Origin of the sequence: Pseudomonas sp. TWP3-1, from assembly GCF_049896625.1 — a bacterium.
In the GTDB taxonomy this organism is placed as follows: Bacteria; Pseudomonadota; Gammaproteobacteria; order Pseudomonadales; family Pseudomonadaceae; genus Aquipseudomonas.
In genome coordinates this window covers 79,081-92,124 of record NZ_JAFCUQ010000012.1, presented here as the reverse complement: position 1 = coordinate 92,124, position 13,044 = coordinate 79,081, and the positions used below count along the sequence as shown (strand labels likewise).

12 protein-coding genes are annotated in these 13,044 nt (G+C 60.3%); all 12 read right to left on the bottom strand.

Annotated features, from left to right (window positions below):
* Positions 1-159 precede the first annotated feature (159 nt).
* The 12 genes from ACP7BN_RS17430 to nuoE all read right to left on the bottom strand — a co-directional run bounded on the left by ACP7BN_RS17430 (position 160) and on the right by nuoE (position 13,044).
* Positions 160-474: a helix-turn-helix domain-containing protein gene (locus ACP7BN_RS17430; protein WP_426205404.1), complete on the bottom strand. Its 315-nt coding sequence runs from the start codon at positions 472-474 to the stop codon at positions 160-162.
* On the bottom strand, positions 464-814 hold the full coding sequence (locus tag ACP7BN_RS17425) for a toxin (protein ID WP_426205403.1): 351 nt from the start codon (positions 812-814) through the stop codon (positions 464-466). Before ACP7BN_RS17425 ends, ACP7BN_RS17430 begins: the two co-directional genes overlap by 11 nt.
* A gap of 249 nt (positions 815-1,063) precedes the next feature.
* Entirely contained in the window at positions 1,064-2,527 is a 1,464-nt protein-coding gene (gene nuoN / locus ACP7BN_RS17420) for an NADH-quinone oxidoreductase subunit NuoN (RefSeq protein ID WP_426205402.1), read from the bottom strand.
* 7 nt (positions 2,528-2,534) lie between these two features.
* Positions 2,535-4,067, bottom strand: a complete 1,533-nt coding sequence (gene nuoM / locus ACP7BN_RS17415; protein WP_420648978.1) for an NADH-quinone oxidoreductase subunit M — start codon at positions 4,065-4,067, stop codon at positions 2,535-2,537.
* Positions 4,068-4,106: 39 nt separating this feature from the next.
* Entirely contained in the window at positions 4,107-5,960 is a 1,854-nt protein-coding gene (nuoL, locus tag ACP7BN_RS17410) for an NADH-quinone oxidoreductase subunit L (RefSeq protein ID WP_420648977.1), read from the bottom strand.
* A complete protein-coding gene (gene nuoK / locus ACP7BN_RS17405) occupies positions 5,957-6,265 on the bottom strand; it encodes an NADH-quinone oxidoreductase subunit NuoK (protein WP_003223790.1) in 309 nt (102 codons plus the stop codon). The genes nuoL and nuoK overlap by 4 nt, the downstream gene beginning before the upstream one ends.
* Positions 6,266-6,268: 3 nt before the next feature.
* Positions 6,269-6,769, bottom strand: a complete 501-nt coding sequence (nuoJ, locus tag ACP7BN_RS17400; protein ID WP_420648976.1) for an NADH-quinone oxidoreductase subunit J — start codon at positions 6,767-6,769, stop codon at positions 6,269-6,271.
* 9 nt (positions 6,770-6,778) lie between these two features.
* Positions 6,779-7,327 carry an NADH-quinone oxidoreductase subunit NuoI gene (gene nuoI, locus ACP7BN_RS17395; RefSeq protein ID WP_426205401.1) on the bottom strand — a complete coding sequence of 183 codons (549 nt, stop codon included), beginning with the start codon at positions 7,325-7,327 and terminating at the stop codon, positions 6,779-6,781.
* Between the two features lie 11 nt (positions 7,328-7,338).
* Positions 7,339-8,346, bottom strand: a complete 1,008-nt coding sequence (gene nuoH / locus ACP7BN_RS17390) for an NADH-quinone oxidoreductase subunit NuoH (protein ID WP_064390680.1) — start codon at positions 8,344-8,346, stop codon at positions 7,339-7,341.
* Complete coding sequence (gene nuoG / locus ACP7BN_RS17385; RefSeq protein WP_426205400.1) at positions 8,343-11,057, bottom strand: NADH-quinone oxidoreductase subunit NuoG; 2,715 nt, start codon at positions 11,055-11,057, stop codon at positions 8,343-8,345. The genes nuoH and nuoG overlap by 4 nt, the downstream gene beginning before the upstream one ends.
* A 137-nt stretch (positions 11,058-11,194) precedes the next feature.
* Positions 11,195-12,550, bottom strand: coding sequence for an NADH-quinone oxidoreductase subunit NuoF (nuoF, locus tag ACP7BN_RS17380; RefSeq protein ID WP_426205399.1), 1,356 nt, complete (start codon positions 12,548-12,550; stop codon positions 11,195-11,197).
* The gene (nuoE, locus tag ACP7BN_RS17375; RefSeq protein WP_007920186.1) at positions 12,547-13,044 is read right to left on the bottom strand and encodes an NADH-quinone oxidoreductase subunit NuoE; all 498 of its coding nucleotides are present in this window, start codon (positions 13,042-13,044) and stop codon (positions 12,547-12,549) included. The genes nuoF and nuoE overlap by 4 nt, the downstream gene beginning before the upstream one ends.

Genomic DNA, 13,044 nt, shown 5'->3' with positions numbered 1-13,044 from the left:
TCGGCAGAACGGGAACGTGCTTCGGCGTGGGTTTTATTGTTTGGCAGGCATGGCCCGCCGGCATGGTCGCCGGGTGACATCGTTGCAAGCTGCGGATAACGCGAGGGTGATGGGGGAATTACAATTTGGTTATGTGGTTGGAGTTGAAGCCTTGACCGTTCAGGTCAAGGCTGCGAGTTGTTCGATAGTTTGCGGAAAGCGCTCAACCAGCCGAATCAGCGTTGTGGCTTGAGCGTTCGGCGTTGCGCGTCCCTGTTCCCAGTTTTCGAGGGTTCGAGTATTGGTGCGCAGGTACATCGCAAACACCGACCGGGAGAGGTTGAGTTGTTGGCGGATGGCGACCACTTCCTCGGCGGTAATGGGCATCAGTTTCGGCAACTCAACCTTGTGGGTCCGCAATGTGATCTTGCCTTGACGCTCGTCGGCCAAGGCTTCGAGGCCATCCATCAATTCAGTAAAAATGTCACGCTTCATAGTGGGTTCTCGTGTTGATTTCTCTATCCAGCATTTGTCTGAACAGCTTTTTTTGAGAGGGCGACAGATCGTCTTGCTCGTTCTTGCCATAAACGGTGAACAGCCAGAACTGGTCGAAACCGGACCACCAGTAATAAATCACTCGTAGCCCGCTGCGCTTACCTTTGCCACGTCGCTTGTCCGAGAAGCGGACTTTGCGCAGCCCGCCCGTTTCTTCGATGAGATCCCCGGCTTCGGGGTTTTTCAGCAACTCCAGCTGAAAACTGCGAAACAACTCGTCATCCAGATAATCCTCTCGGTGTTTCTGAAACGCAGGCAATTCGATAAAAAGAGCATCCATGTTCTGTACGCTACCTACGTATAGTGTTGTCCCGATAACCGAATTGGTCAAGGCTTCGAAGCCTTCCTTTTCGTCCCTTTTTCAACGGTAGACCCCGCTCGTAAAAACACCTGTAGGACGAATCGACTAGTCTGGTGAGAGCTTTCTGGGATCGTGGAAAGAGAGGGCGGTACCAGTAACAAATCCCACAAACGCAAAAACGGCACCCGAAGGTGCCGTTTCTGTTTGTAGCCAGATGTCGCCGAGCGATCAGCCCGCCAGACCGGCCTGCTGCACCAATGTCAGCAGCGGTTGCGGGTAGACGCCGAGGAAGAACGCGACCAGGGCGATCGCCAGCAGCATTACGCCGCCTGCTTTCTGTTCCCAGTGCAGTTGCGCGTCGTGACGGCGCAGGTTCGGTTCGATCAGGTACAGGGTGACCATCACGCGCAGGTAGTAGAACACGCCGATGGCGCTGCCCAGTACCAGCGAACCAACCAGCCACCATTGGTGCGATTCGACACCGGTAGCGATGATGTAGAACTTGCCGATGAAGCCGGCGGTCAGCGGGATACCGGCCAGCGACAGCATCATCACGGTCAGCACGGCGGTCAGGTACGGACGGCGCCAGAACAGGCCGCGGTATTCGTACAGGGCATCCGCGTCACGGCCGTTGTATGGCGAAGACATCAGGGTGATCACGCCGAAGGCGCCAAGGCTGGTGATCACGTAGGTGACCAGGTACACGCCGATGGCTTCCACCGCCAGACCCTTGCTCGCCACCAATGCAATCAGCAGATAGCCGAAGTGCGCGATGGACGAGTAACCGAGCAGACGCTTGAGGTTGCTCTGGGTCAGGGCCAGCAAGTTACCGAACAGGATCGAGGCGACGGCGATCACGCTTAGCACGTCGCTCAGTACGCCACTGCTGGCAGCAGGGGAGATCTGGAACAGACGCACCATCACCGCAAACACGGCAACCTTGGAAGCGGTCGCGAGGAATGCCGCAACCGGTGCCGGAGCACCTTCGTACACGTCCGGCGTCCACAGGTGGAACGGCACCAGCGACAGCTTGAACGCCAGACCGATCAGCATCATGCCCAGGCCCAATTGCGCCAGCGGGCTAGGCAGGCCAGTGGCGGCCAGCGCCTGACCGATACCGGTGAAGCTCAGCGAACCGGCGTCTGCGTACAGCAGGGCCATACCGAACAGCAGGAACGCGGAACCGGCGGCCGACAGCACCATGTACTTGATGCCGGCTTCCAGCGAACGCTTGTTGAAGAAGGCGTAAGCCACCAGACCGTAGACCGGCACCGACAGCAGCTCCAGGCCGATGAACAAACCGGCCAGGTGCTGCGCGCTGACCAGCACCAGACCACCGGCGGCGGCCATCAGGATCAGCAAGTACAGTTCTTCACGGTTGCCCGGGTAACCCGAACCGCCATCGCCGAGGTAGGCGTGGGCGAGGGTTACGCAAGCGAGGGTGGCGACCAGGATCAGCGCCATGTACAGGCAGGCAAAGGCGTCAATCTGCAGCAATGGCGTCACGGCCAGAGGCGCGACTTTCAGAGCCGGCAGGATCGACAGCAAGGCCAGGTTCAGACCCGCCACCGAAATCAGAAAGGTCTGCGAGTGGTTGCGGCGCCAGGCGATCGCCAGCATCACCACGATAATGGTGAGGCTGGTGATCAACAGTGGCGCAAGCGCAATAAAGTGTTGAATCGTGAATTCCATAGCGCTCTTACCGGGCCGAAGCGAGTTGAGTGAAGGCGGTGCCGAGCCACTGCTGCACGCCATGCATCGTGGCGGCAGAGGTGTCGAGGAACGGTTGCGGATACACGCCGAGGTAAATCAGCAGCACCGCAAGACCCAGCACCATGATCAGTTCGCGAGCGTCCATGCCGTGCAGGACCGCGTCCGATTTGGACGGGCCGAAGTACGCACGGTGGATCATGATCAGCGAGTAGACCGAACCGAACACCAGACCGGAGGTGGCAATCGCAGTGATCCAGGGCCAGCTGGCGAAAGAACCGATCAGGATCAGGAACTCGCCGACAAAGTTACCGGTGCCTGGCAAGCCCAAAGATGCGGCTGCAAAGAACAGGCTGATCGCCGGCAGGTAAGCGATACGCGACCACAGACCGCCCATTTCACGCATGTCACGGGTATGCAGACGCTCGTACAGTTGACCGCTGAGGATAAACAGCGCCGCCGCCGAAACACCGTGCGCGAGCATCTGGATCACTGCGCCTTGCAGCGCCAGTTGGCTGCCGGAGTAGATGCCGATCAACACGAAACCCATGTGGGAAACGGAGGAGAAGGCGATCAGACGCTTGATGTCGGTTTGGGCGAAAGCCAGGAACGCACCGTAGAAGATCCCGACCAGACCAAGGGCCATGGCGATCGGCGCAAACTCGGCCGAAGCGTTCGGGAACAGCGGCAGGGCGAAACGCAGCAGGCCGTAGGCCGCAGTTTTCAGCAAGATACCGGCGAGGTCGACGGAACCCGCAGTCGGCGCCTGGGCGTGAGCATCAGGCAACCACGAGTGGAACGGTACGACAGGCAGCTTGACCGCGAAGGCGATGAAGAAGCCGAGCATCAGGATGTACTCGGTGGTCATCGACATCTTGGTTTTCAACAGATCGGCGTAGTTGAAAGTAATCACGCCAGTGTTGTTGAAGTTGACCAGTACCAGACCGAGGATCGCCACCAACATGATCAGGCCGGAAGCCTGAGTGAAGATGAAGAACTTGGTCGCCGCGTAGATCCGGGTTTTCTTGCCGTCCGAAGAACTGTGACCCCAGAGCGCGATGAGGAAATACATCGGCACCAGCATCATTTCCCAGAAGAAGAAGAACATGAACAGGTCGAGGGCGAGGAACACGCCGACCACGCCGCCCAGGATCCACATCAGGTTCAGGTGGAAGAAACCAACGTGACGTTGAATCTCTTTCCACGAGCAGAGTACCGAGAGGATACCCAGCAGACCGGTCAGCAGGATCATCAGCAGCGACAGGCCATCTAGGGCCAGGTGCACGCTGATGCCGAAACGCTGGATCCAGATGTGCTTGAACTCAAGCGCCCAGGTCGGATCGGCGCCAGGTGCCGGTGCAAATGAATAGTTGCCGGTAGCCCACAGCCAGAGGCCGATCGCGAGCAACAGGGACATGGTGATCAGCGCAATCCAGCGGGGGAGGGTGGCGCCGAAGCGCTCACCCATCCAGCACAGCAGGCCGCCGATGAAGGGGATCAGGATTAGCCAAGGCAGAATCATGACGGGCTCGTTTCCTTTCGCAAATTCGCAAGGTTCATATCAGACCGCTACCAGCACGATGGCGCCGATTACCAGCACGGCACCAGCAGCCATCGAAGCAGCGTACCAACGCAGTTGACCGGTCTCGGTGCGGCTCAGGGCAGTGTGACCACCCTTGGCCATACGCGGGATCAGACCGATGGTCTGGTCGAGCGGGTCTTTGCGCAGTACATGGCTGATCGCCAGGTATGGCTTGACGAACAGTTTGTCGTAGATCCAGTCGAAGCCCCAGGCAGCGAACCACCAGGCCGAAAGGAAACGCCCGATGCCGCTGTTGGCAATCGCCGTCACGAAGCGACGCTTGCCGAGGAACAGCAGGGCCGCCAGCAGGATACCGGCCAGGGCGATGGCGCCCGAGGCGATTTCCAGACTGTGCTTGGCTTCGCCGCCAGCGTGGCCAACGCTTTCCGGCAGTACGCCGTGCAGCGGTGGCACGATCATCGCGCCGACGAAGGTCGACAGCACGATCAGCACCGACAGAGGCAACCAGTGCGCGATGCCGTGACCAGCGTGCGCTTCGGTCTTGGCTTCACCGTGGAACGTGATGAAGATCAGGCGGAAGGTGTACAGCGAAGTCATGAATGCGCCGACCAGACCTGCGTAGAGCAGACCATGGTTGCCGCTGGCGAACGCTTCCCAGAGGATTTCGTCTTTGGAGTAGAAACCTGCAGTCACCAGTGGCAGGGCAGCCAGTGCCGCGCCGCCGACGATGAAGCTGGCGTAAGCCAATGGCAGTTTCTTCCACAGGCCGCCCATCTTGAAGATGTTCTGCTCGTGGTGGCAGGCAACGATCACCGCACCGGATGCAAGGAACAGCAGCGCCTTGAAGAAGGCGTGGGTCATCAGGTGGAAAATCGCGCCATCCCATGCGCCAACGCCCAGCGCCAGGAACATGTAGCCGATCTGGCTCATGGTCGAGTAGGCGAGGATACGTTTGATGTCGGTCTGCACCAGTGCGGCAAAACCTGCCAGCACCAGGGTTACACCGCCAACGATACCGACGAGATGCAGGATGTCCGGCGCCAGGGTGAACAGGCCGTGGGTACGGGCGATCAGGTAGACACCGGCAGTTACCATGGTTGCAGCGTGGATCAGTGCCGAAACCGGAGTAGGACCGGCCATTGCGTCCGCCAGCCAGGTTTGCAGCGGCAGTTGCGCAGATTTACCGACAGCACCACCCAGCAGCATCAGGGTCGCCAAGGTGATCCAGAAATCGCCGACCTGGAATTTCTGCGGTGCCAGCACCAGCAGTTCTTGGATGTTCAGCGTGCCCACTTGCTGGAACAGGATGAACAGGCCGATGGCCATGAACACATCACCGATCCGGGTCACGATGAAGGCCTTGAGTGCGGCGTTACCGTTGTTGCGGTTGCTGTAGTAGAAACCGATCAACAGGTACGAGCACAGGCCCACGCCTTCCCAACCGAAGTACAGGAATAACAGGTTATCGCCCAGCACCAGGAACAGCATGCTGGCGATAAACAGGTTGGTGTACGAGAAGAAGCGCGAGTAACCGGCTTCACCGCGCATGTACCAGGAGGCGAACAGGTGGATCAGGAAACCTACGCCAACCACCACGCCGAGCATGGTGATCGACAGGCCGTCGATGTAGAGAGCGAAGTCAGGCTTGAAGCCTTCGACCGCCATCCACTGCCACAGCACCAGGGTGTAGTGACCGCCCTCTGGAGGTGCGACGTTGAATTGCCAGATGACGTAGGCGGTAACAATCGCCGACAAGCCAATGGAACCCACGCCGATCAGCGCCGAGAGGTTTTCCGACCAGCGTCCACGGGAGAACGACAGCAGCAGGAATCCGATCAGAGGGAATACGAAAGTCAGAAAGATCAGGTTCATCCGCGCATCTCACTGGCAGCGTCAATATCGAGCGTGTGGAAGCGGCGATACAGTTGCAGCAGGATCGCCAGACCAATACTGGCCTCGGCGGCTGCAAGGCTGATCACCAGGATGAACATGATCTGTCCATCCGGCTGGCCCCAACGGGCGCCTGCGACGATGAAGGCCAGTGCAGAGGCGTTCATCATCACTTCCAGACTCATCAACACGAACAAAATGTTGCGGCGAACCATCAGGCCGACGAGGCCTAGGCAGAACAGGATGCCGGCAACCGCCAGACCATGCTCAAGAGGGATAGCAGGCATAAGTTACTCCGTCGCCTCGTTGCGGCCCAAATGGAACGCCGTGACGGCTGCAGCAAGCAGCAGCATCGAGGCGAGTTCGACCACCAGCAGATACGGGCCGAACAGGCTGACGCCCACGGCTTTTGCATCGACGGTGGTGTGGCCGATGGACTGACCGCTCTGGTGAGCGAACAGCACATACAGCAGTTCGGCCAGCAGCAGCGCGCCGAGAATCACCGGGCCAGCCCAGATGCCGGGCTTGAGCCATACGCGTTCCTGCTGAACCGCGGCCGGGCCGAGGTTGAGCATCATCACAACAAACACGAACAGCACCATGATGGCACCGGCGTAGGCAATCACTTCGAGCACACCGGCAAACGGTGCACCGAGAGCGAAAAACGTCATGGCCACGGCGATCAACGAAATGATCAGGTAGAGCAGGGCGTGCACAGGGTTGGTGTTGGTGACCACACGCAGGGTGGAGACAACAGCGATACCCGATGCGAAATAGAAAGCGAATTCCATCGTTCTTCCTTAAGGCAGCAAGCTCTTCACGTTGATCGGCTCGGCTTCGTTTTGTGCGGCGCCTTTCGGCTTACCGGCAACGGCCATCCCTGCAACACGATAGAAGTTGTAATCAGGATTTTTGCCGGGACCGGAGATCAGCAGATCTTCTTTCTCGTACACCAGATCCTGACGTTTGAACTCGGCCATCTCGAAATCCGGTGTCAGCTGGATTGCGGTGGTCGGGCAGGCTTCCTCGCAGAGACCGCAGAAAATGCAGCGCGAGAAGTTGATGCGGAAGAATTCCGGGTACCAGCGACCGTCATCCGTTTCCGCTTTTTGCAGCGAGATGCAACCCACCGGGCAAGCCACAGCGCACAGGTTGCAGGCTACACAGCGTTCTTCGCCATCGGGGTCGCGAGTCAGGACGATGCGACCACGGTAGCGTGGTGGCAGGTAGACCTCTTCTTCCGGGTATTGCAGGGTGTCGCGCTTGCGAAAGCCATGGCCGAAGACCATGACCAGGCTGCGCAACTGGGTACCGGTACCCTTAATGATGTCGCCAATATATTTGAACATGGGTCAAATCCTCACTGAACCGCAACCGCGGGCGTGTTCCACAACACCACCGCAGCGGTCACCAGCAAATTGATCAGGGTCAGTGGCAGGCAGAATTTCCAGCTGAAGTCCATCACCTGGTCATAACGCGGACGCGGGATAGAAGCGCGCAGCAGGATGAACAGCATGATGAAGAACGCGGTCTTCAGGGCAAACCACAGGAACGACAGTTGCGGCAGGATGCCGAACGGACCGTGCCAGCCACCGAAGAACAAGGTGACCAGCAGCGCCGAGATCAAGATGATGCCGATGTATTCGCCAACGAAGAACATGCCCCATTTCATGCCGGCGTATTCGATGTGGTAACCGTCGGCCAGTTCCTGTTCCGCTTCCGGCTGGTCGAACGGGTGACGGTGAGTCACGGCGACGCCAGCGATGAAGAAGGTACAGAAGCCGAAGAACTGCGGAATGATGAACCACAGGTTCTGCGCCTGGTACTCGACGATGTCGCGCATGTTGAACGAGCCGACCTGCACCACGATGCCCATCAGCGCGAGGCCCATGAACACTTCGTAGGACACGGTCTGCGCCGAGGCACGCAAGGCACCCAGCAGGGCGAACTTGTTGTTACTCGACCAGCCGGCGAACAGTACCGCGTAGACCGACAGACCGGCCATGGCGAAGAAGAACAGCAGGCCGATGTTCAGATCCGCCACACCCCAGGTCGGGGTGATCGGGATGATCGCGAAGGCAATCAGCAGGGCGCTCATGGCCACAACCGGTGCCAGGGTGAAAATCACCTTGTCGGCAAACGGCGGCGTCCAGTCTTCCTTGAAGAACATCTTGAGCATGTCGGCAGCGATCTGGAACATGCCGAACGGGCCAACGCGGTTCGGACCGTAACGGTCCTGCCACCAGCCCAGCAGGCGACGTTCGACAAAGCTGAGCAACGCACCGGCGACCACCACGGCCAGCAGGATGACGATGGCTTTGACGACCGTCAGGATCACATCGATCACTTCGGGGGTGAACCAGGTCATTGCGCTGCCTCCTGCAGACCGTCAACGGATTTACCGAAAATCGCTGGCGGGATGCCGGCGATACCCGCCGGCAAGGCCACAAGGCCCGCACCCAGTTCTTCGTTGATGCGCAGCGGCAGACGCAGAGTCTGGCCAGCAACGTTCAAGCTCAACAGGGCACCTTCGTTGACGCCCAGGCGATCGGCTTCCGACTTGGCCAGCGCGACGTAAGCCGCTGGAATGCGTTCTTGAACCGGAGCGGCTTTGGAAGAGTTTTCTTCGCTGCCGAACAAGTGGAAGAACGGCACAACCTGCCAGGTACCCGGAGCCGGGTTGAACGCGCGTGGGACACTGGCGAACCAGTTCAGCGAATCACCAGTGCTTTCGATCAGGCGGGTGCCCGGGTCGCCAGCACGGATATGACCGCCGACTTCGTCCTGGAATTTGTTCCAAGCTTGCGGCGAGTTCCAGCCCGGCGACCAGGCAAACGGCACTTGCTGACGCGGTTCGGCGGAGCCCGAGTAACCTTCCATGGAGAAGGCAAACGCGGTGTCTTTGTCTTGCGGGGTGCGCGGCTCGTGAACGCTGATGTCGGCGCGCATTGCGGTGCGACCCGAGTAACGCAGTGGTTCACGGGCCAGCTTCAGACCCTTGATGCGGAACGAAGCGGATGGCGCGGCATCGACGATACGTGCCAGTTGCGCGGTGCTTGAAGCAACGGCAGCGGTGACGTGGTCGAGCTGCGTCCAGTCGATTGGCTGGTTCAGCAGAGTGGCGCGCAGGGCGTGCAGCCAGCGCCAGCCTTCGTGCACCAGAATGCTCGCGTCCATGTATTGCGGATCGAAAACCTGGAAGAAGCGCTGGGCGCGACCTTCCTGGCTGACCAGCGTACCGTCGCCTTCAGCGAAGCTTGCGGCTGGCAGAACCAGATGCGCGCGGTCGCTGGTGGCAGTCTTCTGATGGTCGGCAACGATCACGACTTGCGCGGCGTTCAGCGCAGCATCGACCTTGGCGCTGTCGGTGCGGGTGTACAGGTCGTTTTCCAGCACAACAATGGCGTCAGCCTTGCCGTCGATCACCGCTTGCAGCGCGGCATCCAGCGATTCGCCACCGAGCATGGCCAGACCGAGGCTGTTGGCTTCCGGCACGATCAGGCTGATCGATCCGTTCTTCTCGCGCAGCTTCAAGGCTTTGGCGATGTTCGCCGCAGCTTCGATCAGCGCTTTGGAACCCAGCGAAGTACCAGCGATGATCAACGGACGCTTGGCTGCGAGCAGGGCGTCGGCGATGCGCTTGGCCAGCTCCAGTGCTTCGGCGTCCAGACCTTCAACGGCCGGAGCGCTGGCATCCAGCGCGTGAGCCACGGCGAAACCGATGCGTGCCAGGTCGTCGGGAGCGGCGTGTACGCACTCTTCGGCGATGTCGTCGAGCTTGGTTTCAGCCAGGCTGGCGATGAACAGCGGGTGCAGCTCGTGCTGACCGATGTTCTTCACGGCGGCGTCGAGCCACGGCTGCACGCGCATTGCGTCGGCCATGTCTTCAGCCTTGCCCTTGACCGACTGACGCAGGGCAAGCGCCATACGGGCGGCGGTCTGGGTCAGGTCTTCACCGAGGACGAAGATTGCGTCGTGGTCTTCGATGTCGCGCATGTTCGGTACTGGCAGCGGGCTGTCATTCAGCACTTGCAGGACCAGACGGATGCGTTCCAGTTCGGACGCTTCGATACCGGAGTAGAAGTGCTCGGCGCCCACCAGTTCGCGCAACGCGTAGTTGCTTTCAAGGCTGGCACGCGGCGAACCGATACCAACGATGTTGCGCCCGCGCAGCAGGTCAGCGGCTTTATCCAGCGCGGCATCCAGGCTGAGCTTGGTGCCGTCGGCCAGCAGCGGCTGACGTGGACGGTCGGTGCGGTTGACGTAGCCATAACCGAAACGGCCACGGTCGCACAGGAAGTACTGGTTCACCGAACCGTTGAAACGGTTTTCGATGCGACGCAGCTCGCCGTAACGCTCGCCCGGGGAGATGTTGCAACCGCTCGAGCAGCCATGGCAGATGCTCGGCGCGAATTGCATGTCCCACTTGCGGTTGTAGCGCTCCGAGTGAGTCTTGTCGGTGAACACACCGGTCGGGCAGACCTCGGTGAGGTTGCCGGAGAACTCGCTCTCGAGGGTGCCGTCTTCAACGCGACCGAAGTACACGTTGTCGTGGGCGCCGAATACGCCGAGGTCGGTGCCGCCGGCGTAGTCCTTGTAGAAACGCACGCAGCGGTAGCAAGCGATGCAGCGGTTCATTTCGTGGGAAATGAACGGGCCCAGTTGCTGGTTCTGGTGGGTACGTTTGGTGAAGCGATAACGGCGCTCGTTGTGGCCGGTCATCACGGTCATGTCTTGCAAGTGGCAATGACCGCCTTCTTCGCAGACCGGGCAGTCGTGCGGGTGGTTGGTCATCAGCCATTCGACAACACTGGCGCGGAACGCCTTGGACTCGTCATCTTCGATGGAGATCCAGGTGTTGTCGGTGGCCGGGGTCATGCAGGACATGACGATGCGACCACGGGTGTCGTTCTCGTCGGTGTACTGCTTGACCGCGCACTGGCGGCAGGCCCCGACGCTACCAAGCGCGGGGTGCCAGCAGAAATATGGAATGTCGAGGCCCAGCGACAGACATGCCTGTAACAGGTTGTCTGCCCCGTCGACTTCGAGCGCTTTGCCGTCTACGTGGATAGTGGCCATGGTTCAAAGGTCTTCGTTGGCCCGGTGTCAGCGGGCGTGGCTAATGGAATCTTGTTATCGGTCCGAATCCAACCAGCCCCGAAAGGCGTCATCGGACGCAAGACGCAGGGCACGGACCCTGCGTCTTTGTTAAGCGTTTACGCGCCGACTACGATCGGCTTTGCCAGAGGCGGGACGGCGGCGCTGGTAGGCGCGATGCCGGCTTCGAACTCTGGACGGAAGTATTTGATGGCACTGCCCAAAGGCTCCACGGCACCCGGTGCGTGAGCACAGAAGGTCTTGCCCGGGCCGAGGAAGTTGACCAGACCCAGCAGGGTCTCGATATCGCCCGGCTGACCGCGGCCCTCTTCGATGGCCATCAAGAGCTTGACGCTCCATGGCAAGCCATCGCGGCACGGGGTGCAGAAACCGCACGACTCGCGGGCGAAGAACTGCTCCATGTTGCGCAGCAAGGAGACCATGTTGACGCTGTCGTCCACCGCCATGGCCAGGCCGGTACCCATCCGGGTGCCTACTTTGGCAATGCCGCCGGCATACATCTGCGCGTCGAGGTGCTCTGGCAACAGGAAACCGGTACCGGCGCCGCCTGGCTGCCAGGCCTTGAGCTTGAAGCCGTCGCGCATGCCGCCGGCGTAGTCTTCGAACAACTCGCGACCGGTGACGCCGAATGGCAATTCCCACAGGCCGGGATTCTTGACCTTGCCGGAGAAGCCCATGAGCTTGGTGCCCATGTCTTCACTGCCATCGCGGGCCAACGATTTGTACCAGTCGACGCCGTCGGCGATGATCGCCGGCACGTTGCACAGGGTTTCGACGTTGTTCACGCAAGTCGGCTTGCCCCACACGCCAACGGCGGCAGGGAAGGGCGGCTTGGAGCGCGGGTTGGCACGGCGACCTTCGAGGGAGTTGATCAGTGCGGTTTCTTCACCGCAGATGTAACGCCCGGCGCCGGTGTGCACGAACAGCTCGAAATCAAAACCGCTGCCGAGAATGTTCTTGCCCAGCAGGCCCGCTGCCTTGGCTTCTTCCACGGCACGATTGAGGTGCTTGGCGGCGGTGGTGTATTCGCCACGCAGGAAGATGTAGCCACGGTAGGTTTTCAGCGCGCGGGCACTGATCAGCATGCCTTCGATCAGCAGATGGGGCAGTTGCTCCATCAGCATGCGGTCTTTCCAGGTGTTCGGCTCCATTTCATCCGCGTTGCACAGCAGGTAGCGGATGTTGATGGATTCGTCTTTGGGCATCAGGCCCCACTTAACGCCAGTGGGGAAGCCTGCACCGCCGCGACCTTTGAGGCCTGCGTCTTTCACGGTCTGGACAATGGCGTCCTGATCCATGTCGGCGAAGGCTTTGCGCGCAGCGGCGTAACCGTTCTTGGCCTGGTACTCGTCGAGCCACACGGCTTCGCCGTCGTCACGCAGGCGCCAGGTCAGCGGGTGAGTCTCGGCCGAACGCTGGATGCGGTTGGCCGGGCCGAAAGATGTCAGGGTCATACGTAGCCCTCGAGCAGTTTGGCGACGCCGGCAGGCTGGACATCGCCAAAGGTGTCGTCATCGATCATCAGCGCCGGGGCCTTGTCGCAGTTGCCGAGGCAGCAGACGGGCAGCAGGGTGAAACGACCGTCGGTGGTGGTCTGACCCAGGCCGATCCCCAGATTGTTCTGGATTTCGCTGACTACCGACTCGTGGCCGCCGATGTAGCAGACCATGCTGTCGCAGACGCGAATGATGTGCCGGCCGACTGGCTGACGGAAGATCTGGCTATAGAACGTCGCCACGCCTTCAACGTCGCTGGCCGGGATGCCGAGGATCTCGCCGATCGCGTACAAGGCGCCATCCGGCACCCAGCCACGTTCCTTCTGAACGATCTTCAGGGCTTCGATCGACGCCGCGCGCGGGTCTTCGTAGTGATGCAGCTCGTGCTCGATGGCCGAGCGCTCGGTTTCACTGAGGGTGAAACGGTCTGTCTGGATAAGCGTGCTGTTCAT